The 26,322-nt window shown below is 69.8% G+C and carries 22 protein-coding genes and 1 pseudogene; 13 read left to right on the forward strand and 10 right to left on the reverse strand.

From position 1 onward, the window contains the following. Positions 1 to 125: 125 nt before the first annotated feature. A complete protein-coding gene (locus SK803_RS20890; RefSeq protein ID WP_319967714.1) occupies positions 126 to 2,147 on the forward strand; it encodes a cellulose binding domain-containing protein in 2,022 nt (673 codons plus the stop codon). Positions 2,148 to 2,170: 23 nt separating this feature from the next. After that, positions 2,171 to 3,766 carry a cellulase family glycosylhydrolase gene (locus SK803_RS20895; protein WP_319967715.1) on the forward strand — a complete coding sequence of 532 codons (1,596 nt, stop codon included), beginning with the start codon at positions 2,171 to 2,173 and terminating at the stop codon, positions 3,764 to 3,766. A 69-nt stretch (positions 3,767 to 3,835) separates the two neighbouring features. Here the strand turns inward: SK803_RS20895 and SK803_RS20900 are convergent, their stop codons facing one another. Continuing rightward, a complete protein-coding gene (locus tag SK803_RS20900; RefSeq protein ID WP_319967716.1) occupies positions 3,836 to 4,393 on the reverse strand; it encodes an NAD(P)H-dependent oxidoreductase in 558 nt (185 codons plus the stop codon). Positions 4,394 to 4,478: 85 nt separating this feature from the next. Between SK803_RS20900 and SK803_RS20905 the strand changes: the two genes are divergently transcribed. Then, positions 4,479 to 5,078 (forward strand): TetR/AcrR family transcriptional regulator, encoded by a 600-nt coding sequence (locus tag SK803_RS20905; RefSeq protein WP_319967717.1) that lies wholly within the window; start codon positions 4,479 to 4,481, stop codon positions 5,076 to 5,078. A gap of 17 nt (positions 5,079 to 5,095) precedes the next feature. Here the strand turns inward: SK803_RS20905 and SK803_RS20910 are convergent. From SK803_RS20910 to SK803_RS20935, 5 genes and pseudogenes are all read right to left on the reverse strand, one after another. Further along, positions 5,096 to 5,961: pseudogene (locus SK803_RS20910) on the reverse strand (amidohydrolase family protein). Next, the gene (locus SK803_RS20920; protein ID WP_319967720.1) at positions 5,958 to 6,803 is read right to left on the reverse strand and encodes a fumarylacetoacetate hydrolase family protein; all 846 of its coding nucleotides are present in this window, start codon (positions 6,801 to 6,803) and stop codon (positions 5,958 to 5,960) included. The pseudogene SK803_RS20910 and the gene SK803_RS20920 overlap by 4 nt, the downstream one beginning before the upstream one ends. Positions 6,804 to 6,860: 57 nt before the next feature. After that, entirely contained in the window at positions 6,861 to 7,823 is a 963-nt protein-coding gene (locus SK803_RS20925; RefSeq protein ID WP_319967721.1) for an aldo/keto reductase, read from the reverse strand. Further along, positions 7,816 to 8,568 carry an SDR family NAD(P)-dependent oxidoreductase gene (locus tag SK803_RS20930; RefSeq protein WP_319967722.1) on the reverse strand — a complete coding sequence of 251 codons (753 nt, stop codon included), beginning with the start codon at positions 8,566 to 8,568 and terminating at the stop codon, positions 7,816 to 7,818. Before SK803_RS20930 ends, SK803_RS20925 begins: the two co-directional genes overlap by 8 nt. Positions 8,569 to 8,620: 52 nt before the next feature. Continuing rightward, positions 8,621 to 9,388: a FadR/GntR family transcriptional regulator gene (locus SK803_RS20935; RefSeq protein WP_319967723.1), complete on the reverse strand. Its 768-nt coding sequence runs from the start codon at positions 9,386 to 9,388 to the stop codon at positions 8,621 to 8,623. A gap of 154 nt (positions 9,389 to 9,542) precedes the next feature. Here SK803_RS20935 and SK803_RS20940 point away from each other — a divergent pair, with 154 nt between their 5' ends. The 5 genes from SK803_RS20940 to SK803_RS20960 all read left to right on the forward strand — a co-directional run bounded on the left by SK803_RS20940 (position 9,543) and on the right by SK803_RS20960 (position 14,305). After that, positions 9,543 to 10,811 (forward strand): ABC transporter substrate-binding protein, encoded by a 1,269-nt coding sequence (locus tag SK803_RS20940; protein WP_319967724.1) that lies wholly within the window; start codon positions 9,543 to 9,545, stop codon positions 10,809 to 10,811. 5 nt (positions 10,812 to 10,816) lie between these two features. Continuing rightward, complete coding sequence (locus tag SK803_RS20945) at positions 10,817 to 11,797, forward strand: carbohydrate ABC transporter permease (protein WP_319967725.1); 981 nt, start codon at positions 10,817 to 10,819, stop codon at positions 11,795 to 11,797. After that, positions 11,797 to 12,624 carry a carbohydrate ABC transporter permease gene (locus tag SK803_RS20950; protein ID WP_319967726.1) on the forward strand — a complete coding sequence of 276 codons (828 nt, stop codon included), beginning with the start codon at positions 11,797 to 11,799 and terminating at the stop codon, positions 12,622 to 12,624. Before SK803_RS20945 ends, SK803_RS20950 begins: the two co-directional genes overlap by 1 nt. A 1-nt stretch (position 12,625) precedes the next feature. Then, complete coding sequence (locus tag SK803_RS20955; protein ID WP_319967727.1) at positions 12,626 to 13,801, forward strand: mandelate racemase/muconate lactonizing enzyme family protein; 1,176 nt, start codon at positions 12,626 to 12,628, stop codon at positions 13,799 to 13,801. A 147-nt stretch (positions 13,802 to 13,948) separates the two neighbouring features. Continuing rightward, positions 13,949 to 14,305, forward strand: coding sequence for an L-rhamnose mutarotase (locus tag SK803_RS20960; protein WP_319967728.1), 357 nt, complete (start codon positions 13,949 to 13,951; stop codon positions 14,303 to 14,305). A gap of 15 nt (positions 14,306 to 14,320) precedes the next feature. On the opposite strand, the gene SK803_RS20965 is transcribed toward SK803_RS20960, so the two are convergent. Next, complete coding sequence (locus SK803_RS20965) at positions 14,321 to 15,010, reverse strand: FadR/GntR family transcriptional regulator (RefSeq protein WP_319967729.1); 690 nt, start codon at positions 15,008 to 15,010, stop codon at positions 14,321 to 14,323. Between the two features lie 167 nt (positions 15,011 to 15,177). Here SK803_RS20965 and SK803_RS20970 point away from each other — a divergent pair, with 167 nt between their 5' ends. The 5 genes from SK803_RS20970 to SK803_RS20990 are packed head-to-tail and all read left to right on the forward strand — an operon-like array spanning position 15,178 to position 22,944. Next, positions 15,178 to 16,503: an enolase C-terminal domain-like protein gene (locus tag SK803_RS20970; RefSeq protein WP_319967730.1), complete on the forward strand. Its 1,326-nt coding sequence runs from the start codon at positions 15,178 to 15,180 to the stop codon at positions 16,501 to 16,503. Between the two features lie 11 nt (positions 16,504 to 16,514). Continuing rightward, positions 16,515 to 17,570, forward strand: a complete 1,056-nt coding sequence (locus tag SK803_RS20975; protein WP_319967731.1) for a sugar ABC transporter substrate-binding protein — start codon at positions 16,515 to 16,517, stop codon at positions 17,568 to 17,570. 13 nt (positions 17,571 to 17,583) lie between these two features. Then, positions 17,584 to 19,089 carry a sugar ABC transporter ATP-binding protein gene (locus SK803_RS20980; RefSeq protein ID WP_319967732.1) on the forward strand — a complete coding sequence of 502 codons (1,506 nt, stop codon included), beginning with the start codon at positions 17,584 to 17,586 and terminating at the stop codon, positions 19,087 to 19,089. Next, on the forward strand, positions 19,082 to 20,074 hold the full coding sequence (locus SK803_RS20985) for an ABC transporter permease (RefSeq protein WP_319967733.1): 993 nt from the start codon (positions 19,082 to 19,084) through the stop codon (positions 20,072 to 20,074). The genes SK803_RS20980 and SK803_RS20985 overlap by 8 nt, the downstream gene beginning before the upstream one ends. Positions 20,075 to 20,082: 8 nt before the next feature. Then, on the forward strand, positions 20,083 to 22,944 hold the full coding sequence (locus SK803_RS20990) for a glycosyl hydrolase family 95 catalytic domain-containing protein (RefSeq protein WP_319967734.1): 2,862 nt from the start codon (positions 20,083 to 20,085) through the stop codon (positions 22,942 to 22,944). 3 nt (positions 22,945 to 22,947) lie between these two features. On the opposite strand, the gene SK803_RS20995 is transcribed toward SK803_RS20990, so the two are convergent. From SK803_RS20995 to SK803_RS21005, 3 genes are read right to left on the reverse strand one after another with little or no spacing between them, the layout of a single operon-like run. Beyond that, positions 22,948 to 24,630: an amylo-alpha-1,6-glucosidase gene (locus tag SK803_RS20995; RefSeq protein ID WP_319967735.1), complete on the reverse strand. Its 1,683-nt coding sequence runs from the start codon at positions 24,628 to 24,630 to the stop codon at positions 22,948 to 22,950. A gap of 12 nt (positions 24,631 to 24,642) precedes the next feature. Then, positions 24,643 to 25,455: a carbohydrate ABC transporter permease gene (locus tag SK803_RS21000; protein WP_319967736.1), complete on the reverse strand. Its 813-nt coding sequence runs from the start codon at positions 25,453 to 25,455 to the stop codon at positions 24,643 to 24,645. Continuing rightward, positions 25,452 to 26,321 (reverse strand): carbohydrate ABC transporter permease, encoded by an 870-nt coding sequence (locus tag SK803_RS21005; protein ID WP_319967737.1) that lies wholly within the window; start codon positions 26,319 to 26,321, stop codon positions 25,452 to 25,454. The genes SK803_RS21000 and SK803_RS21005 overlap by 4 nt, the downstream gene beginning before the upstream one ends. Position 26,322 lies beyond the last annotated feature (1 nt).

Here is a 26,322-nt window from a genome sequence, read left to right on the forward strand (position 1 = left end):
GTTCGACTCGATTGGACAGTCGAATGTGGACCGTCGCCGAAGACTCCGAACGCCGTCTTGACCCCCGACGACCGGGACAGCAGTCTGGGAGCGCTCCCAGACTCGTCGACGAGGACGTGATGCGCATGGCAAGGCGCCGGCTTCTCCTGGTGGCCGCGCTCGTCGCGGCCGGACTACCCGCCGTGGCGACCACCGCGGCCGGTGCGCCCGACGCCACCGTCGTGGTCAACGCGAGGGCGGGGCTCGCGACCGTGCCGGACACCGCGCTCGGCGTGAACCACGCGATCTGGGACAGCCAGCTCGGCACGAACGCGGTGGCCGACCTGCTCGGTGACGCGGGTGTGCGGATGATGCGCTACCCCGGCGGTTCGTACGGCGACATCTACCACTGGAAGGACCACACGGCTCCCGGCGGTTACGTGGCGCCGAACACGGACTTCGACACGTTCATGGCCGGTGTGCGCAGGGCGCAGGCGCAGCCGATCATCATCGCGAACTACGGCACCGGCACGCCGCAGGAGGCTGCCGACTGGGTGCGCTACGCCAACATCACCAAGGGGTACGGCGCGAAGTACTGGGAGATCGGCAACGAGCTCTACGGCAACGGCCACTACGGCTCCGCGTGGGAGGCGGACGACCACCCCGACAAGAGTCCCGCCGGCTATGCCAGGGAGACCGTGGCCTACGCCCAGGCGATGAAGGCGGTCGACCCCACCATCAAGATCGGCGCCGTGCTCACCACGCCGGCGAACTGGCCGGACGCGATCGTCGCCGCCGGTGACGCCGCGAGCTGGAACCAGACGGTGCTCTCGATCGCGGGCCCGCACGTGGACTTCGTCGTCGTGCACTGGTATCCCAGCGGGTCGACGGCGGCGGAGACGATGGCGAGCGCGGACCAGGTCACCGACATGACGTACCTGCTGCGTCAGCAGATCACCCGGTACGCCGGGCCGGACGCGGACCGCATCGGGATCGCGATGACCGAGCTGAACACCACGTACGGCCGCAACACCCAGCCGGGCGCGTTGTTCGCGGCCGAGGCGTACACGTCGTTGCTGGAGAACGGCGTGTTCACCGTCGACTGGTGGAACACCCACAACGGCCCCGGCAAGGCGTCCACTGTGGCCGGTCAGCCCGACTACGACGACTTCGGCCTGCTCTCCAGCGGAACCTGCCTGGAGGACGGCGCGTGCGAGCCGCCGTTGAACATGCCGTTCGCGCCGTACCACGCGCTGAAGATGCTCAGTCTCTTCGCCCGTCCCGGTGATCAGCTCGTCCGCGCGGGTTCCGGCGACCCGTCGGTCCGGGCGCACGCGGCACGCCGGCTGAACGGTGACCTCGCGGTGTTGTTGCTCAACTCCGATCCGGACAACGCACGCACGGTCGCCATCGACTACGCCGGTTACACGCCTTCCGCTGCGGCGCCGACAGTCCACACGTTCACCAACGGTGCGACCGGCGTCTCGACCTCGACCGGCGGCGACGCGCTCAGCCGGACGCTGCCGCCGTTCTCGCTCACGACGCTCGTCCTGCACCCGTCCGCCCCGGCCCAGCTTCCCGCCGCGCCAGGACAACCGGCCTCGGCCCAGGTCACCGACCGGACCGCGACGATCACCTGGCCGCCCGTTCCCGGCGTCGTGAAGTACGAGGTCCACCGTCAGCTCGGCACGACCGGTGAGCAGTGGGGCGAGACGTCCGGAACCTCGTTCACCGTCGGCAACCTCAACCCCGGCACCAGGTACGCGGTCAACGTGCTGGCGCGGACCGCCGCAGGTGCCGTGTCCTGGGCCTCTCCCCCGCTCACCATCACCACCGGCGGTCCCGCGCAGAGCACCTGCACGGTGCGACTGTCCACAGTGACCGACTGGAGCAGCGGGTACGTCGGCGGTGTCGACATCACCAACACCGGCACCCACCCGATCTCCGACTGGACGCTGACGTTCGACTGGCCCACCGGACGCCAGCAGGTGGGGTCGGGCTGGAACGCGACCTGGAGCCAGACCGGGAGCGCGGTCACCGTCACCGGCTCCACCCGCATCGAACCGGACGCGACCGTCGGCGTCGGATACGTCGGCAACTACACCGGCCCGAACATCCCGCCGACGGCATTCAGGCTGAACGGAACGCTCTGCCGCACGGCGGCATGAACCTCTTGCTCAAAGGAGAGCGGATGAAGCGGCGGAACAAGGTTCTCGGCGCGCTGCTCACGGCTGTGGTGGCCGCGAGCGGAATGGTCGCCATCGGCACGACCGGCCAGGTCGCGGCAGTGGCGGCGGCGGGCGGCACGGGCACCGGGTACCTGCACACCAGCGGGAACAAGATCCTGGACAGCACCGGTGCGACGGTCCGCCTGACCGGCATCAACTGGTTCGGGATGGAGACCGACAACAAGACCTTCCACGGCCTGTGGGCCAGTGTCACGTGGCGCCAGCAGCTCGACCACATGGCGCGGCTGGGCTACAACACCCTGCGCGTCCCGTTCTCCAACGACGCGCTGAAACCCGACGCCAGGGCCACCGGCATCAACGACTACACCAATCCCGACCTGGTGGGACTGTCGCCGTTGCAGATCCTCGACAAGGTGATCGACCACGTGGGCCAGAAGGGGATGCGCGTCATCCTCGACCGGCACCGGCCGACCAGCGCGGGCCAGAGCGCCCTCTGGTACACGGCGGGCGTCCCGGAGACCACCTGGATCAACGACTGGAAGATGCTCGCCCAGCGCTACGCGGGCAACACCACGGTCATCGGCGCCGACCTGCACAACGAGCCGCACGCCGAGGGCACCAACCCGGCCGCGACCGGTTCGTGCTGGGGCTGCGGCGACACCGCCCGCGACTGGCGGTTGGCCGCCGAACGCGCGGGCAACGCGATCCTGGGTGTGCAGCCGAACTGGCTGATCTTCGTCGAGGGCGTGAGCTGCCCGAGCGGCGGGCTGTCGAACGTGTGGGACGGCGACCCGTCCAACGACGAGGACTGCGGCTGGTGGGGCGGGAACCTGTCGAAAGCCGGTCAGTTCCCGGTGCGCCTGTCCGTGCCCGGCCGGCTGGTGTACTCCCCGCACGAGTACGCGACGTCGGTCTACAACCAGCCGTGGTTCAGCGCTCCCGACTATCCGGCGAACATGCCCGCGATCTGGGACAAGTACTGGGGTTACCTGTACAAGCAGAACATCGCGCCGCTGATGATGGGCGAGTTCGGCACCACGCTGGCCAACCCGGTCGACAAGGTGTGGCTGGAGAACCTGATGGCCTACACCGGGACCGGCGTCAACGGCATCTCGTTCACCTACTGGTCGTGGAACCCCAACTCCGGTGACACCGGCGGCATCGTCAGCGACGACTGGGCCACGGTCAACCAGGCGAAGCAGAACATCCTCCAGCCCTACCTCATCCCGCCCGCCGGCGGAGGCCCCGGCCCGACGACGACCACGACCACCCCCGGCGGCGGTACGGGCGGATGCAAGTCGGCCTGGAAGCTGGACAACTCGTGGCAGGGCGGTTTCCAGGGCGCGCTGACCGTCACCAACACGGGGACGAGCGCCGCCAATCCGTGGTCCGTCGTCTTCACGTTGCCCAGCGGGGTCACCATCTCCAACGGCTGGAACGGCACGTTCAGCCAGACCGGTGCCACGGTCACCGTGACCGCGCCGTCGCACAGCACGTCTCTGGGTGCGGGAGTGGCGGTGTCGCTCGGTTTCACCGCCAACGGCACGGCAAGCGCTCCCTCGGCCGTCACGCTCAACCAGGCGGCCTGCACCACCTGACAGACCGCACGCGGGGCGCTTTCGTACCCCCATGCGATACGAAAGCGCCCCGCGTGCGGTCGGCAGCGGTCAGACGGTGGCGGTGGTGCGGGCGGCCAGGCCTTCGATGACCACGGTCAGCTTCTCGGTGACCTCGGGGTCGTCGGCCGGGTGGAGGTCGGCGAAGCGGACCACCGAGGCGGGGATCGACAGCGTCAGGTCCTCGGCGACCGCGGCGCCGGCGATGGTGGCGGCCTTGCGGGCCTCGTCCTGGGCCCACACGCCGCCGTACTGACCGAACGCGGTGCCGACGACGGCGACCGGCTTGCCGACCAGTGCGCCCGCGCCGTAGGGACGCGACAGCCAGTCGATGGCGTTCTTCAGCACCGCGGGAATGGTGCCGTTGTACTCGGGCGAGACCAGCAGCAGGGCGTCGGCCTCGACAGCGGCCTCGCGCAGCCTGGCCGCGGCGGCGGGCACGCTGCCCTCGGCGTCGATGTCCTCGTTGTAGAACGGCACGGTGTCGAGTCCGTCGAACACGCCGACCTCGACGTGGTCCGGCGCGATCTGGACCGCGGCTTCGGCGAGCCTGCGGTTGTGCGATCCGGCGCGGAGGCTGCCGACGAGGGTGAGGATGCGGACGGCCATGGCGTACTCCCGGTGAAGGCTGCGGTGAAACGGTCCTCCAGGTAAACGGGACGCGGCCCGTTTACCTTCCGGCTAGGCTGAGAAGGTGATCGACGGCACACGCCTGCCCCTCGCCGGCACGGAAACACACCTGCGTGCGGACGCGGTGCGCAATCGGGCCCGGCTGCTGGAGGCCGCGGCCCGGCTGGCGGCCGAACACGGCGCGGCGGCCATCACGATGGAGACCGTGGCCGCCGCGGCCGGGGTCGGCAAAGGCACGGTGTCCCGCCGCTTCGGCGACCGCAACGGACTGCTCCAGGCCCTGCTGGACCACGCCGAGCAGCGGTTCCAGGAGGCGTTCCTCAGCGGCCCGCCGCCGCTGGGTCCCGGAGCCGGCGCGGTGACGCGACTGAGGGAGTTCGGACCGGCTCTGCTGCGCCACGAACACGCCGGCCTCGACCTCTACCTGGCCGCGGAGCCCGGCCCCGACCGGCGGTTCGAGGTTCCGCCCAAGCGGCTGCGCCACACCCACGTCGCGGCGCTGGTGCGCGCGGCCCTCCCGGACGCCGACGCGGACCTGCTGGCCCACACCCTGCTGTCGTCAGTGGACGTCGTGCTCGTGGACCACCTCGTGCGCGTCCACGGCATGTCGCTGGAACGGATCGAAACAGGCTGGTACGACCTGGTCGACCGGCTCCTGCGCTGACCACCACCAGCGCGTCCTCAAGGGCGTTCACCCGCTTCCAACCGGTAGACGCGGGCGGCCGTGCCACCGAAGACCTGGTCGCGCTCGGTGGCGGAGAGGCCCTCGCACAGCTGCGATGCGGCGTCGAAGACCTCGTCGTAGGAGGCCGCGAGCAGGCAGACGGGCCAGTCGGAACCGGCCATCAGCCGGCGCGGGCCGAACACCTCCAGCGCGATGCCGACGTACGACCGCAGCCGCTCGACCGTCCACCGCGGACCGACCTCGGTCACCAGGCCCGACACCTTGGCGACCACGTTCGGTTCCGCGGCCAGCGCGGCCAGATGGGTCGCCCACGGCTCCAGCCGCCCGCTCGCGATGTCCGGTTTGGACAGATGGTCCAGCACGAACACCATGTCCGGCACCGCCCGCACCGCCAGCACCGCCGCCGGCAGCTGGTGCGGGCGGGTCAGCACGTCGTAGGCGAGTCCGGCGTCCCGCACCGCGCGCAGCCCTGCCACCACGTCCGGGCGCATCAACCAGTCCGGATCCGGCTCGGACTGCACCAGGTGCCGGACGGCCACCAGCCGGTCGCCGCCAGGCCCCGTGCGCAACCGGTCCAGCTGCTCGGCGACGTCGGGCGCGGTGAGGTCGACCCAGCCGACGACGCCCGCGATCAGGTCGGACTCCCCGCCAGCGCGAGGAAGTCCGCCGTCTCGTCGATGTCGTTGAGCACCTGGACCAGCACTGTGGCGTCGACCCCGGCCGGCCCGGTCACCGCGCGCAGGTCAGCGGGTCCGAAGTCGCGCCGGATCGGCTGCACGTCCGGCCCGTCCAGCCACCCCTGCGGCCGGGCGGAGAGGTCCCACAGGTGGTGGTGCGCGTCGATCCGGCGCGTCGTGGTCATGCCTGCCCGACCCGCTGCCGCTGGACGCCCAGCCGGTCGATCGCGAGCTCCACGGTGTCGCCCTCGCGCAGGTAACCGAAGTCGTTGACGCCGAGTGCCACACCCGCCGGCGTACCCGTGTTCACCACGTCACCGGGTTCGAGGACCATGAACTGGCTGAGGTACCAGATGATGTGGTGCACACCGAAGAGCATGTTCTTGGTGTTGCCGTCCTGCCGGACCTCACCGTTGACGCTCAGCTTCAGGCCGAGTGCCTGCGGGTCGCCCACCTCGTCGGCGGTGACCAGCCACGGCCCCAACGGGTTGAACGTCTCGCACGACTTGCCCTTGGTCCACTGGCCGCCGCGCTCGATCTGGAACTCGCGCTCGCTGACGTCGTTGGAGATCGCGTAGCCGGCGATCACCGCCGCCGCGTCGTCCGGGCTCTCCAGGTAACGCGCGGTGGCACCCAGCACGACGGCCAGCTCCACCTCGTAGTCGGTCTTCACGCTCTTCCTGGGCACCAGCACGGTGTCGTTCGGGCCGACCACCGTGTTGGTGTTCTTCATGAACACCACGGGTTCGCTGGGCGGTTGCACAGCGGTCTCGGCCGCGTGGTCGGAGTAGTTGAGCCCGATGCACACCAGGGCACCGGGACGGGCGACCGGCGCACCGATCCGCAGCCCGGTGACGTCCAGCTCCGGCAGACTCGCCAGTGCGTCGCGCACCCGCGCCACACCGCCGTCGGCCAGGAAGTCGCCGCCGATCTGACTCGTCAACGGACGCAGGTCCCGCGCATGACCGGCCTCGTCCAGCACCACGGGAACCTCGGTGCCGGGATCGCCCACTCGCAGCAGTCGCATTGCCGTTCCTCACTCCGTTCTGACCGAAACCGTTCTGAGCCGAAAGCCGTGCTGGGGTCAAGGGGTCGGGACGCGGGCGTCGAGCAGTCCCTCGTCCCGCAGCTCCGCCCACAGCTCCGGCGGAAGGGGTGCCGAGAGCGCCTCGACGTTCGCGCGGACCTCGGCCTCGGCGCGGGCACCGATGATCACACCGGTCACCGCCGGATGCCCGAAAGCGAACCACAGCGCGGCGGCCAGCAGCGTCGTGCCGTGCCGTGCGCACACCGCGGCGATCCGCCGGGCGCGGCCGACCACGTCCGCTGGCGCGGCGCGGTAGTCGTAAGTGACGTCGTCCGGCACGTCCTGCCTGGCCAGCAGACCCGAGTTGAAGACCCCGGCGGCGAGCACGTCCACCCCGCGCTCGGCGCACAACGGCAGGAACTCCGCCAGCGCGGGCTGCTCCAGCAGGGTGTAGCGACCCGCGATCAGCACACTGTCCACATCGGACTCACGTACGAACCTGGCGAGCATCTGCCACTGGTTCATCCCGGCGCCGATCGCACCGATCACGCCCTGCTCGCGCAGCTCCGCCAGCGCGGGCATCGCCTCACCCACGGCCTGGTCCCAGTGGTCGTCCGGATCGTGCAGGTAGACCACGTCGACCCGATCGAGCCCGAGACGGTCGAGCGAGGACTCCAGGCTGCGCCGAACCCCGTCCGCGCTGAAGTCCCACACCCGGCGCAGCGTTGCCGGCACCGCGAAGCCGTCGTCGTCGAGCCGCCCCGCGCCGTCCGGATCGGGCACCAGCAGCCGCCCCACCTTGGTGGACAACACGAACTCGTCGCGCGGACGGTCCTTCAACGCGGCACCGAGGCGGCGTTCCGCCAGTCCCAGCCCGTAGTGCGGGGCGGTGTCGAAGATCCGGACACCGGCCTCCCACGCCGCGTCGACCACAGCGCGCGCCTCGTCGTCGGTCACCTCGGTGAACAGGTTGCCCAGCGGGGAGGTGCCGAGCCCCAGCCGGCTCACGGGGTCAGCCACGGGGACGCAACCGCAGCGCGTCCATGCCGCCGTCGACGGCGAGCACGGTCCCGGCGGTCGAACCCGACAGCGGACCGGCGAGGTACGCGATCGCTCCGGCGACCTCGTCGGCGGTCACCAATCGGCCGTGCGGTTGCCTCGCCTCCAGTGCGGCGCGCTCGGCCTCCGGGTCCGGCGCGGAGTCGAGAAGCCTGCGCACCCACGGGGTGTCGGCGGTGCCGGGCGCGACCGCGTTGACCCGGATGCCCTCACGGATGTGGTCGGCGGCGAGCGCGCGCGTCAACGCGTGCACAGCGCCCTTGCTCGCCGAGTAGACCGCCCGCTGCGGCAGACCCGCGGTGCCCGCGATCGAGCCGGTGTTCACGATGGCGGCCGCACCGGACTTCCGCAGGTGCGGCAGGCAGGCGCGGGTCACCCTGGCCATCCCGACCACGTTGACGTCGTACACCTTGAGCCACTCGTCGTCGGTCGAGGCTGCCACGTCACCCTGTGCGCCGATCCCCGCGTTGTTCACCACGACGTCGAGGCCACCGAAGTGCTCGACCACCGCCTCCACGGCGTGGCGGACGCTCTGGTCGTCCGTGACGTCCGCGCGCACGAACAACATGTCCTCCGGCAGGCCGTTGGCCACCAGGTCGAGCACGGCGACCCGCGCGCCGAGGCGGGACAACAGCTCGGCCGTGCTCCGGCCGATGCCGGAGCCACCACCGGTGACGAGAGCCACCAGCCCGTCGAAGTCACCCATGACCGACCGCTCCGTTCGTTGGTTGCCGTGCAGAGATCGACTGCTCGCCGCACTACCGTTCCAGGCGGTCCGGATCTCCCGCGTCGCTGCGACGCACGAGCCACGCCTCGGTGATGTGGGCGAACATCGCCTCGGCGGCACCGTCCGGGTCCTGCGCCGCGATCCGCTCGCAGATGCGGCGGTGTCCCCGGTTCGAGGCCACGCACAGCTCGCGATCCGTTCTGCCCATGTAACTGGCGGTGTTGACGACCTGGCTCTCCAGCGCGCGCACGACACCCCTGGCGATCCGGTTGCCGGACGTCCGCATGATCGTGTCGTGGAAGACCCGGTCCTGCTCGCGATAGGCATGGGGGTCGTCCACCAGCTCGTCCATCAGGTCCACGACAGCGCGCAGCTCGTCGACGGTGGCCTGGTCCGCGATCCGAGCGGCCACCAGGGCCATGTCCGACTCGAGCAGCCGGCGGGTGACCACCAGGTCGTCGAGGACACCCAGCGTCTCGTCCTCGGCGACGACCGCCCCGAGGACGAGCTCGTCGAGCACGTTCCACGTCGACTGCGGGGTCACCAGCGTGCCCGCACCCTGGCGCACCTGAACCAACCCCTTCTCCTGCAACACCTTCATCGCTTCGCGGATGACGGTCCTGCTCACCGAGAAGGTCTCGCACAGCACCGGCTCCGGCGGCAGCGACGTGCCGGAGGGGTGATCGCCGCGCACGATCCGCTCCACGAGCTCGGTGGTGATCGCCCTGGCCAGGTTCGCCGGCCGGCGCGCCCAGTTCAGGGCGGGGAGCGCGCTCGGTCGCTGGCCTGATGCCGTCATCGTTCCTCCGGTCGCACTCCTCGCCGGCGCGGCGGAGCGTGCCGGCCGAGTGTACTGACAAACGGCCGTTGACGTAATACGTCATACGAATTACGTTCAGCAGACTTCGTCGGGCCGCTCGCCGCCCGGCCACCGTCTCGAGAAGTGAGCAGCGATGAAGCAGCGCACACTCTGGTCTGCCCTGGTGGTAGGACTGACGCTGACAGCGGGTTGCGGGAGCGCGGCCGGGCCGGGCACCTCGTCCGGCGGGTCCACGGACAAGCTCGTGGTCTGGGACTGGAAGTCCGGCGACCCGAAAGCCGCCGCCTACGTGGAGAAGGCCAGGGCCGACTTCGCCAGGAAGCACCCCGGCGTGAAGGTCGAGTTCGTGGCCCAGCCGTTCGACCAGTACTACACGCTGCTGGGCGCGGCCATCCAGTCCGGCAAGGGCCCCGACGTCATCCTCTTCAACGGTGGCGGGCAGATCCGCGACCGGGCCGACGCGCTCGCCCCGCTGGACGACTACGTGGCGGACGACCGGAAGCGGCTGGCAGGCTGGGACGCGTTCACCAAGGCGGGCAAGGTTTACGCGGAGCCGGTGACCCTGCAGGGGCACCCGATCTACTACAACAGGGATCTCTACCAGAAGGCCGGCCTCAACCCCGACGCTCCTGCCAGGACCTGGGACGGCTTCGTCAGGGACTGCGGCGTCATCTCCCAGAAGACCGGCGCGAAGTGCTTCTCGCTGGGCAACAAGGAGGGCATCGGCATCCAGTTCTGGTTGTCCTCACTGGGATCGGCGGTGCTGACCCCGCAGGAGTACGACGACTGGATCGCCGGCCAGCGGAACTGGTCCTCCCCCGGTGTCAAGAAGATCTTCGAGCTGTGGAAGCAGGCCGGTGACAACGGGCTGAACACCGACGGCGCCAACTCCACCGCGATGTTCAACGACGCGTTCGCGGCCTTCAACTCCGGCAAGGCGGCCAACGTCATCGGCCTGATGTCCGATGTGGGGCACTGGAAGGACTTCGCCGAGTTCCTCACCCCGGAGAAGGTCGGCGTCATGGTGGCGCCGGCGGTGAACTCCGCGGCGAAGCCGAGCCTGCCCTTCGACGGCGGCATCGGGTACGCGGTCGCGAAGTGGACCAAGGACCCGAAGGTGGCGTCGGACCTGGTGCGGTCACTGACCTCGACCGACGCGCTCAAGGCGTTCTACGAGAACGGTGGCGCGATCGCGTCCGACACCACGATCGACACCGCGGCGGGCGGGCCGGCCGTCAAGACGATCGTCTCCGAGGTCAAGAACGGCAAGCCCGCCCTGCACGTCGCGCTGTCGTCCAAGACGATCGACCTCATGGGACGCCTGTCCCAGCAGTTGCTCAGCGGCTCGATCACGGTGGACGAGGTGTTGCAGCAGCTGGCCGCCTCCGACAAGACGGGCTGACCGGCGTGGCCGCACACTCTGTGTCCTCAGTGGACTCGGCCGCCGCCGGGTCCACTGAGGGGTCTGCCAGCAGGGCGCGGGCTTCCCGGCCCGTCACCGCACCGGCGCGGCGCAACCGCAGGGGCTCACGGGCGGAACGCCTGGCACCACTGGTCTTCCTGGCACCGGCCGTCCTGATCATCGCCGGCCTGCGGCTGTGGCCGCTGGTGCTCGGGATCAACTTCTCCTTCACCGGTGACGGTGCCCTCAACGGGCTGGTGGTCGGCTTCGCCAACTACCTGACGTTGTTCGGCGATCCGCTGTTCCTCTCGGCGTTGCGCAACGTCGGCCTGCTCGTGCTGCTGCTCCCGGTGGCGGTGGCCATCCCCGGCCTGCTCGCGACCTTCATCTTCCTGAAGGTGCCGGGGCACCGCCTCTACCGCGGCGTGTACTTCTTCCCGGCCGTGCTGTCACCGGTCATCGTCGGCGCGATCTTCAACCTGCTGCTGGCCTTCGACGGTCCGCTCAACGCACTGCTCGGCGGTCTGGGCCTCGGGCCGGTCGACTGGCTCGGCGATCCGGACGTGGCGATCTTCGCGGTCGTCGGGGTGCACGTCTGGGCGACGTTCGGCATGGCGCTGGTCGTCTTCCTGGCCGGGTTCGCCACCCTCGACTCCTCGCTGCTCGATGCGGCCAGAACGGACGGCGCGTCGTTGCCGCAGACCATCTGGCACGTCGTCGTTCCGAGCCTGTCGCGGACCATCCAGTTCGTCTTCGTGACCACGATGATCGGCATGCTGACGTCGATGTTCGGCCTGGTGTACGTGATGACCAGCGGTGGCCCGGAAGGGTCGACGTACCTGCCCGAGTACTACGTCTGGATCCAGCAGGGACAGATGAACCAACCGGCGCTCGCCTCCGCGGCGTCCACGATGCTGTTCCTGATCATGCTCGTGGTGGGACTGGCCCAGATCGGCGTCCTGCGGCGGGCGGGCAAGGAGGACTGATGTCCGGCACCCGGCTGACCAGGTGGGTCGTCGCGATCCCGATGGCCGCACTCGCGCTGGCCACGATCTACCCGCTGGTGTTCACGACCAACGTCGCCATGAAGACCCGCCGCGAGTACGTGCTGGACCGGTTCTCCCTGGTGGACTCCTTCAGTCTGGACAACGTCGTCAAGGCGTGGACGAGCGTCGGGATGTCCCGGTACTTCCTGAACTCGGTGATCGTCGTGGCCTGCTCGGTCGCGCTGCTGTTGCTGTTCGGGTCGATGGCCGGCTTCGCGCTCGCCCGGCTGCGCTTCCGCGGCTCCTCCGCGCTCTTCCTGGGCATTCTCGCCGCGTTGTTCATCCCGTTCCAGGTGATCATGGTTCCGCTGGCGCGGATCATGGCGGACAGCGGCCTGGTCGACACCTATCCCGGGCTGGTCCTCGCGTACGTCGCGCAGTTCCTGCCGTTCACGATCTTCCTGCTGACCAGCTACTACTCAACAGTGCCAACGGACATCATCGAAGCCGCACGCATCGACGGGAACTCGGTGTACGGGGTCTACTGGCGGATCATGCTGCCGATCGGCGCGCCCGCGCTGCTGTCGGTCGGCGTGCTCAACGCCCTGTTCTGCTGGAACGACGTGCTCATCTCCCTGTTGATGATGCCGTCGGCCGAGCACCGCACGCTCATGGTCGGCGTCACGTCGTTGCGCGGGCAGTACTCCGACGACATCCCCACGTTCGCCTCCGGCGTGCTGATCGCCGCGATCCCCGTCCTCGTCGTCTACCTGTTCCTGCAACGACAGATCGCCGACGGGGTCACCGCCGGGTCCACGAAGGGCTGACATGCGCATCACTGGTCTGCGGACCCTCACCACGGTCCAGGACTGGGGCCGTCCGGTCGGCGACGCCAACGGCGTCCACCCCGACGGGCTGGTCCGGGTCCCGATAGTCCTCGTCGAGACCGACGCCGGCCTCACCGGCGTCGGCCTCGGACCGCACGTGGAGATCGAGAGCGTCTTCGCCGCCATCGAGGGCGAGGACCCGAGGTGCGTCACCGCCCTCTACGACCGGATGCTGCGCCGGATGTTCAAGGCGGGTCACGCCGGCGCGGTGTTCGGCACCATCGGCGCCCTCGACGCCGCGTTGTGGGACATCAAGGCACAGGCGGCGGGAGAACCGCTGTGGCGGATGCTCGGCGGCCGCGACCGCAGGGTGCCCGCCTACGCCTCGGGCCTGGACATCGCGCTGGACGACGACGAGTTCGTCGCGGTCTACCAGAACTACGCCGATCACGGGTTGCGTGCGGCGAAGATCAAGGGAGGTCTCGACGTCGAACGGGACCGGCACCGTCTCTGCCTGGTCCGCGACGTGCTCACCGAGGCGGGCCACGGGGCGCGGCCGAGCCTCATGCTCGACGTCAACGAGACCTGGACGCGCAAGCAGGCGGTCCGCCACGTCGGCGAGCTGGAGCGCACCCTCGACCTGACGTGGATCGAGGAACCCGTCCGGCGCTGGGACGTGGAAGGTCACGCGACGGTGGGCCGCGGCATCCGCGCCTCGGTCGCCACCGGGGAGAACCTCACCGGGCTCGAACAGCACCGCCCGCTCATCGCCGCCGGGGCGGTCGACGTCGTCCAGACCGCCGCGGTCTGGGGCATCACCCACTTCCTGCGGGTAGCGGTCCTCGCCCACGCCCACGACCTCCCCGTCAGCCCCATCGGCACCACGCCGGTCGGTCTGCTGCACGCCGCCACGTCGGTGCCCAACCACCTGGTCAGCGAACTGCAGGACCTCCGGCCACCCGTGGGCCTCTCCCTCGACCTGCACGTGGAGGACGGGGCCTACGTGCTCGGCGACGGCCCCGGCCTGGGCGTGCGCGTCGACGAGGAGGCGATCGCCGCGTCGGCCCACCTCCTCCCCCACCCGACGTCCGGCGGTTCGCACATCCGGCCGGAACGGGCCGGGCACCGCCTGCACGCGGTCGAGGTGGACGCCGAAAGCACCGCTGTCACCGCCTGACCCCTGATGGCGTCTGCAAGTACCACCAACTCAACATCAACAAGCACTTTTCCACTACCAACAGCTCTCGACGTGTAGTTGAGGGCGATTCGATCAAGGGGTGGTGGTACTTGCAGACGCCCTGCCGGCACTTCACAGGAGACCACAATGGACAGTCCACAGCGCTACGGCATGGTGGTCCGGCTGCGCCCGGAGCGACGCGAGGAGTACCTGCGGCTGCACGCCGCGGTCTGGCCCGCCGTCGAACGGACGATGCTCGACGCCAACATGCGCAACTTCACCATCTTCCTGCACGGCGACCTGCTCTTCGGCTACTACGAGTACGTCGGTGACGACCACGACGCCGACCAGGTCCGCATCGCCGCCGACCCCGAGACGCAACGCTGGTGGACCCTCACCGACCCGTGCCAGGAGTCTCTGTCCGAGCGCGGCTCCGGCAGCTGGTGGTCGCCGATGCGGGAGGTCTGGCACCTGGAGGACCCCGGCTCGTCCGGTGGAGCCTGACCCCGTGACGTCGGCTCAGCGCGGCTCGTGACCCACGTGCTCGCGCAGCCAGCGCTCGGTCGTGTTGACGTGCACGAGCGCGGCGGCCTGCGCGAGCGCGGCGTCCCGGTCGGCCAGCGCCCGGAAGATCGCCTCGTGCTCGGCGAGGGTGCGGCTGGCGGCGTTGTCGTCGACCAGTCCGCGCCAGACCCTGGCCCGGACCGTGCGACTGGAGATGCCCTCCAGCAACGTCGTCAGCGTGGCGTTGCCGGTGGCGGCGACGACCGCGCGGTGGAACGCGGCGTCGTGGGAGTTGAGCAGCTCGACGTCGTCCCGCGCCGCGCGCATCGCGTTGAGGTGCTGTTCGACCTCGAAGAGCTCGCGGTCGGAGATGCGGGTCGCGGCTAGCCCCGTCGCGACCGGTTCGAACAGCCTGCGCACCTCGGTGAGCTCCAGCTGGGTGTCGCCGCGCAGCAGTTCCACCGCCGAGGAGATGCCGCTGAGCAACACCTCCGGTGCCAGGCTCGTCACGTAGGTGCCGTCACCGCGCCGGATCTCCAGCACCCGCGCGACCACGAGCGCCTTGACCGCCTCCCGCATCAGGTTGCGGGACAGGCCCAGCTCGGCCGCCAGCTGCTGCTCGGGCGGGAGCTTGGAGCCCGGCGGCAGCTCACCAGACCCGATCAGGTCCCTGATGCGCTCGATGGCCTTGTCGGTCAGTGACATCCGCGCAGACTAGCAACACATCCCATCTCTGCCGGAGAGATGGGATGTCATCTCCAGGGCAACAACGACTGCAGAATCGTCCTCCAGCAGGATATATCGTCGATTTCGCGTCGAACAGGCCGTCGACCGTAGACAGCAGGCGCTGCCTCACCCTATAAATCCATCCCATGTCCGAGCTGATTACCGAGGTCGAGGCAGTCGACGTGCGGTTCCCCACCTCGCGCGAGCTCGACGGTTCCGACGCGATGAACCCCGAGCCCGACTACTCGGCCGCCTACGTGGTCATCCGCACGAGCGAGGGTGCGGAGGGCCACGGGCTCGCGTTCACGGTGGGGCGCGGCAACGAGGTCGAGGTCGCCGCGGTGCGCGCGCTCGCTCCGCTGGTGACCGGGCTGTCCGTGGACGACGTCCTCGGCGATCTCGGCGCCTTCTCCCGGCGGCTGACCGGCGACAGCCAGCTGCGCTGGCTCGGCCCGGAGAAGGGCGTCATCCACATGGCCGCCGCCGCGATCGTCAACGCGGTCTGGGACCTCTACGGGCGCCGGGAGCGGAAACCCGTGTGGCAGCTGCTCTCCGAGATGACGCCAGAGCAGCTGGTCGACCTCGTGGACTTCCGCTACATCGAGGACGCGCTCACCCGCGACGAGGCCCTCGACATCCTCCGGCGCGCCGAACCCGGTCGCGCCGCACGCGCCGCTCACCTGTTGCGCCAAGGATATCCCGCTTACACGACCACGCCCGGCTGGCTCGGCTACGACGACGAGAAACTCGTGCGGCTGTCGCGGCAGGCCGTCGCCGACGGGTTCACCCTGATCAAGCTGAAGGTCGGCGCCGACGCCGTCGACGACATGCGCCGCCTGCGACTGGCGCGCGAGGCGGTCGGCCCCGGCATCAGGATCGCCGTCGACGCCAACCAGGCGTGGAGTGTGCGGCAGGCGATCGAGCGGACGGCCGCGCTCGCGCCGTACGACCCGTACTGGATCGAGGAGCCGACCTCACCGGACGACCTCCTCGGCCACGCCGCCATCCGGCGGGCGGTCGCGCCGGTGAAGGTCGCCACCGGCGAGCACGTGCACAACCAGGTGATGTTCAAGCAGCTGCTCCAGCTGGACGCGATCGACGTCCTGCAGCTCGACGCCAGCCGTACCGCCGGCGTGACCGAGAACGTCGCGATCCTGTTGCTGGCGGCGAAGTTCGGTGTGCCGGTCTGCCCGCACGCCGGTGGTGTCGGGCTGTGCGAGATGGTCCAGCACCTGGCGATGTTCGACTTCGTGGCCGTCAGCGGTACCACCGAGGACCGCGTCATCGAGTACGTCGACCACCTGCACGAGCACTTCACCGACCCGGTGCACGTCCACGACGGCCACTACCTCGCGCCGACGGCCCCCGGCATCAGCGCCGAGCTGCACCCCGCGTCGGTCACCGCCCACCGCTTCCCGGACGGGCCCGTCTGGAGCACGCAGGTCACCGCACCCGATCCCCGCCACCCGTAAGGAGATCCGCCGTGAACACCAGATCTCGCACCTGTCTCGGTCTCGTCGCGCTCCTCACCGCCGCCCTCTGCGCGTGCGGTTCCCCGGACTCCGGCGCGGGCGGCGGTGCGACGGTGGTCGGCGTCGACTACCCGCGGTCCGACACCGACTTCTGGAACTCGTACATCAAGTACACCCCCGAGTCCGCGAAGGAACTGGGGCTGGAGCTCAAGACCACGAACTCGCAGAACGACGTCGCCAAGCTCACCGCCAACGTCCAGACGTTCATCAGCCAGGGCGTCAAGGGTGTCGCGATGGCCCCGCAGGACACCGCGGCCATCGCACCCACCCTGGAACAGCTGGCGGCGAAGAAGATCCCGGTCGTCACGGTCGACACCCGGCCGGACAGCGGTGACGTGTTCATGGTCGTCCGGGCCGACAACCGGGCCTACGGCGAGAAGGCGTGCCGTTTCCTCGGCGCCAAGCTCGGCGGCAAGGGCAAGGTCGTGATGCTGCAAGGGGATCTGGCGTCGATCAACGGGCGCGACCGCACCGAGGCGTTCAACGACTGCATGAAGAGCAACTACCCCGGCATCACCGTGCTCGGTGAGGCCACGAACTGGGACGGCGCGGTCGCGGCGCAGAAGCTGCAGACCGACCTCACCGCCAACCCGGACGTCAAGGGCGTCTACATGCAGTCCAGCTTCGCGCTGTCCGGGACGTTGCAGGTGCTCAAGCAGAAGGACCTGCTGGTCCCGCCGACCGATCCCAAGCACGTGTTCATCGTCTCCAACGACGGGATCCCCGAGGAGCTCAAGAACATCGCCGAGGGCCACATCGACGCCACCGTCTCGCAGCCGGCCGACCTCTACGCCAAGTACGCCCTGCAGTACCTGAAGGCCGCGATCGACGGCAAGACGTTCAGCCCCGGCAAGACCGACCACGACAGCACGATCGTCCAGGTGCGCGACGGTCTGCTGGAAGACCAGCTCTCCGCTCCCCTGGTGACCGCGGACGGCGGCACCTTCGACGGCGTGCCCAGCCTGAAGCACGACGACAAGTCCCTGTGGGGCAACAAACTCAGCTGAGCAGGGGACGACAATGGTCGCAACTCCGCCCGTCGTCGAGGCGACGGGAGTGACAAAGCGGTACGGGTCCACCGTGGCCCTGCACGAGGCCGCGATCAGCATCGACCAGGGACAGACCCACGCGCTGGTGGGGCGCAACGGGGCGGGCAAGTCGACCCTGGTGAACGTCCTCACCGGACTGCAGGCACCGGACGAGGGCACCGTCACGTTCGCCGGCGAGCCCGCTCCCCGGCTGACCGACCGCGACGCGTGGCGGCAGCGGGTGGCGTGCGTCTACCAGAAGTCCACGATCATCCCCGAGCTGACGGTCGCCGAGAACCTGTTCCTCAACCGGCACGACCACGGCCGCAGCGGGTTGATCAGCTGGAAGACCGTGCGCCGCAAGGCACGCGAGCTGCTGGACACCTGGTCGGTCGACGTGGACGTGCGGTTGCCGGCCGGTGATCTGGACGTCGAGCAGCGGCAGTTCGTGGAGATCGCCAGGGCGCTCTCGTTCGGGGCGCGCTTCATCGTCCTGGACGAGCCGACCGCCCTGCTCGACGCCGCCGCCATCACGCGGCTGTTCGGCCGGATCCGCGATCTCCAGCAGCAAGGCGTGACGTTCCTGTTCATCAGCCACCACCTGGAGGAGATCTACGAGATCTGCGACGTGGTCACCGTGTTCCGCGACGCCAGGCACGTCCTGACCACCGCGGTCGGCGCGCTGCCGCGGGCGGAGCTGGTGGCGGCCATGACCGGCGAGGCTGCGGCCGAAACCGCTGGTGCACGGCGTGTTCCGGACGTCGCCGCCGCTCCCGTGCTGGAGATGACGGGCGTGTCACTGGCCGGCGCCTACGAGGACGTGTCGTTGCGGGTGCGCGCGGGCGAGATCGTCGGTCTCGCCGGCGCGGCGAGCAGCGGCCGCATCGCGATCGCGGAGACGGTCGCGGGACTGCGGGCGGCCACCGGTGGCGTGGTCGAGATCGCGGGCTCCCTGTCACAACCCGGCAGCGTGCCGGCCGCGTTGCGGGCGGGCGTCGGGTTCGTCCCGCAGGACCGGCACCACCAGGGTTACGTGGCGCAGATGTCCGTCGCGGACAACGGGACCCTGACCATCCCCGACCGGCTGGGCCGTGCCGGTTTCATCGACGGCCGCCGCCGCGACGGCCTGGCCCGCGCCATGATCGGCAAGCTCGCGATCAAGACCCCGGGGCCGGAGCTGCCGGTCTCCGGGCTCTCCGGTGGCAACCAGCAGAAGGTCGTGATGGCCCGTGCCCTGGCGAACGACCCGAAGCTGCTGGTGCTGATCAACCCGACCGCCGGGGTCGACGTGCGCTCCAAGGAGTTCCTGCTCGGCAAGGTCGGGGAGATCGCCGAGTCCGGCGCCGGTGTGCTCGTGGCGTCCGACGAGCTCGACGACCTGCGCCGGTGCGACCGGGTCCTGGTGGTGTTCCAGGGCCGAGTGGTCGCCGAGATGCCCCGCGGCTGGCACGACCACCAGCTCGTGGCCGCGATGGAAGGAGTCGACCTCGATGGCTGAGACGACGGCCGCGACCGGCAGGCGGATCGCCTTCGCCCGGCTGCGCGACCTCGCGCTGATCCCCGCGATCATCGCGATCGCGATCGTCGGCCAGCTGGTCAGCCCGGTGTTCCTGCGCGGAGACAACCTGATCAACGTGCTGCAGACCATGTCGGAGATCGCGATCCTGGTCCTGGCGCAGGCGCTCGTGCTGATCGTCAAGAAGATGGACCTCTCGCTGGAGTCCACGGTCGGGCTGGCGCCGGGCGTCGCCGCCTGGCTCACCGTGCCGGTCGGCGCGGGCCACGGGCTCGGGCTGCTGCCGGGCGGCTGGTCGGTGCCGGTGACGCTGGCGGTCGGCGTGCTCGTCGGCGTGATCAACGCGTTGTTCATCATCCGGTTCGGGCTCAACGGTTTCATCGTGACGCTCGGCATGCTGATCGTGCTGCGCGGCATCCTGACCGGCATCTCGGGCGGCCAGACGTTCTTCCGGCTGCCCGCGTCCATGCTCTACCTGGGCACCGAGCAGTGGCTGGGCATGCCCGTGTCGGTGTGGCTGTGCCTGATCCTGTTCGCGGCGGGCATCGTGGTGCTCGGCTTCACCAGCTTCGGCCGGTCCCTCTACGCGATCGGCGGCAACGTCGACGCGGCGCGGGCGGCGGGCATCCGCACCGGCAGGGTGCTGTGGATCGTGATCGTCACGGCGAGCCTGCTCGCGGCGCTCAGCGGCCTGCTGCTGTCCGGGCGCCTCGCCTCGGTCGCCTCCGCGCAGGGCAACGGGTACATCTTCACCGTGTTCGCCGCCGCCGTGATCGGCGGGATCAGCCTCAACGGCGGCAAGGGCACGATGTTCGGCGCCTTCACCGGCATCCTGCTGCTGTTCATGATCCAGAACGTGCTCACGCTCGCCGGCGTTCCCGCCCAGTGGATCGGCGCGCTCAACGGCACGATCATCCTCATCGCGCTGGCTCTGTCGCGCGTCACCGGCGGCAAGGCCCAGGACTAGGAGTCTGTGTGTCGGACAACCCCCTCAACCGCAGGCGCTTCCTCACCGTCACCGCGCTGACGGCGGTGCCCGGCGGCGCCCTCGGCAGCACGGCGACGGCCGCGGTGCCGCCGCAGATCACGTTGCCCGACCGCGGCATCTACGACACCAGCCCGGCAACGTCCTGGACGGACGGTTTCCTCACCGGCAACGGCGAGTACGGCACCGTGCTGCACGGCGATCCGGCCCAGGAGAAGGTGATCTTCAACTACCACCGGCTGGTGCTGCCCAACGGCACCCGTTCGGTCACCCCTCCGGTGCTCGCCGGACGCCTCGAAGCCGTGCGGGACAAGGCACTCGCCGGTGACTACGCCGGTGCGAACAAGGACTTCGCGGCCGGCTGGTCGTTGCGCTGGACGCAGACCTACCACCCGGCGTACGAGCTGCGGATCGCCACGCCCGGCACGACGGCCGGCAACTACGGCAGGGTCACCGACTTCCGCACCGGTGAGGTCATCTCCAGCTGGACCGACGGCGCCGGGGTGTGGACGCGCAGGGCGTTCGTCTCCCGTGCCGACAAGGTGATCGTCCACGAGCTCGTGCCCGCGGCCGGCCGGACGATCGACACCACGCTCAGCGTCAGCACGGCACTGGACGGAGCACCGTCGAGCGTCGGTTACGCGACCCTGGCCACCATCTCGAACGGCAACGGTTACCTGAACCTGCGCGGCACCTACCCGTCGGGACAGGGCGCGTTCGGCTACGAGGGCGTCACCAGGATCGTGGCCACCGGCGGCACCGTCACGGCGAACGGCGCCACCATCGTCGTGGCCGGAGCGAGCAGGGTGCTGCTGCTGACCAAGCTCGACCGTTACGAGTCGCCGTCCGCGTGGAACGCCAAACCCCTCCACGCGGCCCTGGCCGCGATCGGCATGGACTACGCCGCACTGCGCGCCCGGCACACCACGATCCACACCGAGATGTACGACCGCTCGCGGCTCGACCTCACCGTGTCCGACGCCGACCGGAAGCTGTCCACCAGCGAGCTGATCACCCGGCAGAACAACAACAAGAACGTCATCGACCTCGCGTTGCTCGAACGGCTCTACGACAACGGCCGGTACCTCTTCATCAGCTCCAGCGGCGTCCTGCCGCCGCGCCTGACGGGTATCTGGACGGGCACCTGGTCGGGCGCCTGGGCCGACGACTTCACCACCGACGCCAACGTCAACCTCCAGGTCGCGGGCGGCAACATCCTCGACACCACCGAAGCCATGCAGGGCTACTTCAACCTGGTCCTCGGCCAGCTCGCGCACTGGCGCACCAACGCGCGAAACCTTTACGGCGCACGAGGTTTCCTCGCCCCGTCCCGCACCGACGGCGAGTACGGCCACATGCTGCACTTCGACAGCGGCTGGCCGGGCCAGACCTGGACCGGCGGCGCCGACTGGCTGTTCTACCCGCTGCTCGAGTACTACGAGATCACCGGCGACCAGGCGTTCCTGCGCGACCAGCTCGGCCCCGCGCTGATGGAGCTCGCGCTGTTCTACGAGGACTTCCTGACCCGCACGGACAGCGGCGGCAAGGTGATCTTCGTGCCGGCGTTCTCGATGGAGAACGCCCCGAGCAACACCAACGTCGCGCTGTCCATCAACGCCACCGGTGAGATCATGGCGGGCAAGCACGCCCTGCAGGCCGCCGTCTTCGCCGCCAACGCGCTCGGCGCCGAACAGGGCGCCGGCCGGGGTGTCCAGCGCTGGACGGCGTTGCTGGCCAAGATGCCCGCCTACCGGACCAACAGCGACAACGCGCTCGCCGAGTGGTCGTGGCCCGGCCTGAACGACCAGTACGACCACCGGCACGTGCAACAGCTGTACGGCGCCTGGCCGTTGCACGAGATCAATCCGGAGGAGACCCCCGACCTCGTCCGCGCCGGGCTGCGGGCGCTGGAGGTCCGCGGCGACCAGAACATCTCCGCCCACGGCAGCCTGCACCGCGCGCTGGCGGGCGCCCGGCTCAAGGACGGCGGCAAGGTCTACGACAACCTGCGCAAGATCATCGGCAACAACATGGTCTTCAGGTCGCTGATGACGTCCCACAACCCGAACCTGGACATCTACAACGCCGACGCGGCCAACGCCATCCCCGGCGTGCTGGCGGAGGCGTTGCTCTACTCCCGGCCCGGCGTGCTGGAACTCCTCCCCGCCCTGCCCGGACAGCTCGCCAGGGGCACGATCACCGGCATGCGGGCCCGCGGCCGGATCCGCGTGCACAGCCTGAGCTGGGACCTGTCCGCCCGCACCACCACCGTGTCCGTCACCTCGGCCGTCGACCAGACCGTCACGCTCATCAGCCGCCGCGGGATGGCGTCGGTGACCACCACGGCACCCGTCGCCCCGTCGTCGCTCGGCCCGCACGCCCGGCAGGTCACCCTGGTCGCCGGACAGCGCACGGACATCACCGTGTCCCTGCAGGGCGGCTGGTGCCGGCTCGTCAACCGCAACAGCGGCAAGGCGCTCGACGTCAGTGGCGCCGGGGCGGGCGACGGCGCCAAGGTCATCCAGTGGACCTCGACCGGGAGCGCCAACCAGCAGTGGCAGCTCCTGGTTGGCGTGGACGGCTCGTTCCGCGTCATCGCGCGGCACAGCGGACGTCTTCTGCGCAGCCCCGGTCCTGGCCAGGGCGAGCAGCTCGACCAGGCTTCGGACGGCGGCGGCGACAACCAGTGGTGGAAGGTCGTCGACGCGGGTGGCGGGTACGTCAACCTCGTGAACGTGCGCACCGGCCTGTACGTGGACGTGGACGGGAGTTCGCAGGCCGATGGCGCCAAGGTGATCCAGTGGCCCGCCAACGGCAAGGCGAACCAGCAGTGGCAGATCGTCTGGGTATGAGGCTCAGCGGCGTTCGGCGTCCTCGGCGAGCAGGAGGTAGGCACCGGCCGTCCACGTGTATGCGCGGTCGCGCAACCCTTCCCCGGTGAGGGCGTCGAAGTTCTCAGCGAACCCGGACTTCTCGCACGTCGCCCGGAACCGGGCGCTCACCTGGTCGGCCAGCTCGACCGCGCCACCGCGGCGCAGGCCGTCCTCGATCAGCACCGTGGCGGGGGCCCACACCGGCCCCCGCCAGTAGCCGTCCGGCTCGTACCACCGGGAGGCCGGCAGTTCGGTGGCCAGTCCGACGGAGGTGAGGTGTGTCGCGACCCCCACGCAGAGATCGTCGAAGATCTCCCGCGGCAGGTGCTCCCCCAGCACGACGGGCATCAGGTCGAGCAGGCTCGCGCTGCGCCGTTTCGTGCCGGTGGTCACGCCCTGGCTGACGAAGCAGTTGCCCTGCCACAGTTCTTCGAGCAACGCGGCGAGCATCTCGTCCGCCTGGTCGCCCCACCGCGCCGCCGTGTCCCCTGTTTCCGCCGCGAGCACGGCGAGTTCTTTCAGTTGCAGCACCAGGAAGGCGGCGAGGTCGGGCGAGCGGACGAGGCGTTCCTCCCGGAACACCGTGGCGTTGTCCCAGCCGCTGTCGTTGCCGTGCTCGTAGTGCGCGAGCCGGCTGCCCGGCGCGCGGCGGTGGTCGAGCCAGAACGACGTCCAGGCCGAGAGTTGCCGGTACGCCAGTGGAACGTCGGGCAGCCCGCCGGGGAGGCGTTGGCGCAGCAGGGAAAGCGCCCAGCCGTGCACGGGTGGTTTGACGAAGTTGCGCAGCACCTCGGAGTGGGTGACCGAGTCCGGCAACGCCCCATCGGTGTCCTGGTGGTCGAACACCACCTGGAACTGCTGCCAGGCCAGCTCGGGTGCGCCGGAGGCCAGGGCCAGCGCGGTGAAGCAGTGGTCCCAGCTCCACACCTTGTCCATCCAGTGCTTCGACATCAGCACCGCGGGGCGGCCGACGAACCCGGCCGGGTGCACGGTGGCCGACCACAGCACGTAGCAGGCGAGCTCGGCGGCCGGGGTGCGGTCGCCGCGCCACGGTGCCACGGCGTCGGTGAACCGGGCGAACTCCTCGCGCACGGCCGCCACGTCGTCGTCGAAGCCGGTGGCGGGCCGTGCGAACGGGCCTGTCGTGCCGAGCTCCTCCACCAGCAGCTCCCACGGCTCGTCCTCGCTGAGGAACACCCCGCGCTCCGCCGCGTCCAGTGCCTGGTCACCAGCCTGGCGCCACTGTCCGGAAAGGACGGTGAGCCGGAGGCGGTGACCGGTCTCGTAGGAGGTGAAGACGAGACGACCGGCCGGGTCGGCGAAGAAGTACGTGCCGGTGAACGGGGTCAGCGTCCGTTCGGCGGCAGCGATCACCACGCCCAGGCCGGTACCGGAGATCCGCAGCGTGGACGGCGACGAGAACACCGCGGTGACGCGCCGGTCGCCGGTGTGCCAGGTGAGCATCGCCGGATCGGCGGTGACCTCGACCGGCATCCGCTCGCCGCCGAGCAGCGGGACGAAGGAGAGCACCGGGTGCATGCCGTTGCGGTGCGACACGAGATGCACGTGCTCGGCGTACTCGGCGAGTCCGACCACCGGGGAGAGGGCGAACCAGGCGCCGAACCGGCTGAAGGGGATCTCGCGCACGGAGAACTCGGTTGCCAAGGGCCCGTCCTCTCAGTCCTTCACCGCACCGGAGGTGAGACCGGCGGCGACGAACCGCTGGGCCACCACGAGGAGCACGGACGCCGGCACCGACGCGACCACGGCGGTGGCCATGATCGAGTTCCACTCCTGGTTGTTGTTGCCGATGTAGCGGTAGATGCCGAGCGTCAGCGGCTGCAGCGGGCCACCGGAGTCGAGCGTCGCGGCGAAGACGAAGTCCGACCACGCCCACAGGAACGAGAACAGCGCCGCGGTGATCACACCGTTGCGGCTCGCCGGCAGCACGATCGAGACGAACGTCCGCCACGGCCCCGCGCCGTCGATCCGGGCGGCTTGCAGCAGCTCGTCCGGCACCGACGCCATGAACGAGGTGAGGACCAGCACCGCGAAGGGCACGGCGACCGTGGAGTCGGCCAGGATCAGGCCCTGCACCGTGTTCGTGATGCCGAGCCGGACGTAGATGCCGTAGAACCCGAGCGCCATGATGATGCCGGGGATCATCTGCGCGACCAGCAGCACGAACCCGAGCACACGCCGTCCCGTGGGCCACAGCTTCGCCAGTGCGTACGCGGCGGGTGCGGCCAGGGCGAGGGTGAGCACGACGGTGCCCAGCGCGACCAGCAGGCTCGTGCCGAAGTACGGCAGTTGCTCGCGCAGCACCCGGTCGTAGCCCTCCAGCGTGGGCGAGGCGGGAAACAGGCTCGGCGGCGACTTCCGCATGTCGCGTGCCGGGGTGAGCGACACGACGACCATCCAGTAGACCGGGAACAACATCACCGCGGTCAGCAGCACGCCGACGCCCGTGCGCCAGTAACGGGTCCTCATGTGCGCTCCTGCGCGCGGATGTAGACGAGGCCGGCCGCCAGCGCCATCAGGATCAGCACGTTGCCCACCGCGGCACTGGGCCCGAACCTCGGCAGCGGGCTGCCGAACCCGAGCTCGTAGGACCAGGTGGCGAGTGTGGACGACGATCCGCTCGGCCCGCCCCTCGTCATGATCCAGATGATGTCGAACACCTTGAGCGTGTAGACGAGACCGAGCAGCAGGGTGATCGCCGAGACCGGGCGCAGCAGGGGGAACGTGACGTATCTGAAGGTCTGCCAGCCGCTCGCACCATCCAAGGAGGACGCTTCGGTGACCTCGGCCGGAAGGGTGCGCAGTCCGCTGTGCAGCAGGACGAGGTTGAACGGGACGCCGATCCAGATGTTGGCGATGGTGACCGAAACCAGAGACCACGACGGCGAAGTCAGCCAGTTGACCGGGCTGACGCCCACGATCCCCAGTGCCGCGTTCACCAGACCGGACTCGCTGTTGAGCAGCCATGCCCAGGTGGACGCGGACACGATGAGCGGCAACAACCAGGGCACCAGGAACAACGCGCGCAGCGTCGCGGACAGCGGGAACGCCCGAGTGAAGAACACGGCCAGCGCCAGGCCGATGGTGTACTGGAACACCAGCGACACGGCGATGAACACCACCGTGTGCAGCAGCGCGGTCCGGAAGGCCGGGTCGGCGAACACGGTGGCGTAGTTGACGAATCCGGCCAACGGCGCACCGCCGTGGACGAACGTCCGCACGGTGTGCTCGCGCAGGCTCAGGTCAACGTTGGTGTACAAGGGATACGCGTAACACACCAGCAGGTACGCCACGAGCGGTGCCACGAACGCCCAGGCGGCGAGCCGCGCACGCACC

The sequence above is a fragment of the Lentzea miocenica genome (assembly GCF_033949945.1).
GTDB lineage: Bacteria > Actinomycetota > Actinomycetes > Mycobacteriales > Pseudonocardiaceae > Lentzea > Lentzea miocenica.

Bases quoted from the DNA above. Each gene is read 5' to 3' on its own strand.
- SK803_RS20890 (WP_319967714.1), top strand. From the start codon at position 126: ATGGCAAGGCGCCGGCTTCTCCTGGTGGCCGCGCTCGTCGCGGCCGGA.
- SK803_RS20895 (WP_319967715.1), top strand. From the start codon at position 2,171: ATGAAGCGGCGGAACAAGGTTCTCGGCGCGCTGCTCACGGCTGTGGTG.
- SK803_RS20900 (WP_319967716.1), bottom strand. From the start codon at position 4,393: ATGGCCGTCCGCATCCTCACCCTCGTCGGCAGCCTCCGCGCCGGATCG.
- SK803_RS20920 (WP_319967720.1), bottom strand. From the start codon at position 6,803: ATGCGACTGCTGCGAGTGGGCGATCCCGGCACCGAGGTTCCCGTGGTG.
- SK803_RS20930 (WP_319967722.1), bottom strand. From the start codon at position 8,568: ATGGGTGACTTCGACGGGCTGGTGGCTCTCGTCACCGGTGGTGGCTCC.
- SK803_RS20935 (WP_319967723.1), bottom strand. From the start codon at position 9,388: ATGACGGCATCAGGCCAGCGACCGAGCGCGCTCCCCGCCCTGAACTGG.
- SK803_RS20940 (WP_319967724.1), top strand. From the start codon at position 9,543: ATGAAGCAGCGCACACTCTGGTCTGCCCTGGTGGTAGGACTGACGCTG.
- SK803_RS20950 (WP_319967726.1), top strand. From the start codon at position 11,797: ATGTCCGGCACCCGGCTGACCAGGTGGGTCGTCGCGATCCCGATGGCC.
- SK803_RS20955 (WP_319967727.1), top strand. From the start codon at position 12,626: ATGCGCATCACTGGTCTGCGGACCCTCACCACGGTCCAGGACTGGGGC.
- SK803_RS20960 (WP_319967728.1), top strand. From the start codon at position 13,949: ATGGACAGTCCACAGCGCTACGGCATGGTGGTCCGGCTGCGCCCGGAG.
- SK803_RS20965 (WP_319967729.1), bottom strand. From the start codon at position 15,010: ATGTCACTGACCGACAAGGCCATCGAGCGCATCAGGGACCTGATCGGG.
- SK803_RS20970 (WP_319967730.1), top strand. From the start codon at position 15,178: ATGTCCGAGCTGATTACCGAGGTCGAGGCAGTCGACGTGCGGTTCCCC.
- SK803_RS20980 (WP_319967732.1), top strand. From the start codon at position 17,584: ATGGTCGCAACTCCGCCCGTCGTCGAGGCGACGGGAGTGACAAAGCGG.
- SK803_RS20985 (WP_319967733.1), top strand. From the start codon at position 19,082: ATGGCTGAGACGACGGCCGCGACCGGCAGGCGGATCGCCTTCGCCCGG.
- SK803_RS21000 (WP_319967736.1), bottom strand. From the start codon at position 25,455: ATGAGGACCCGTTACTGGCGCACGGGCGTCGGCGTGCTGCTGACCGCG.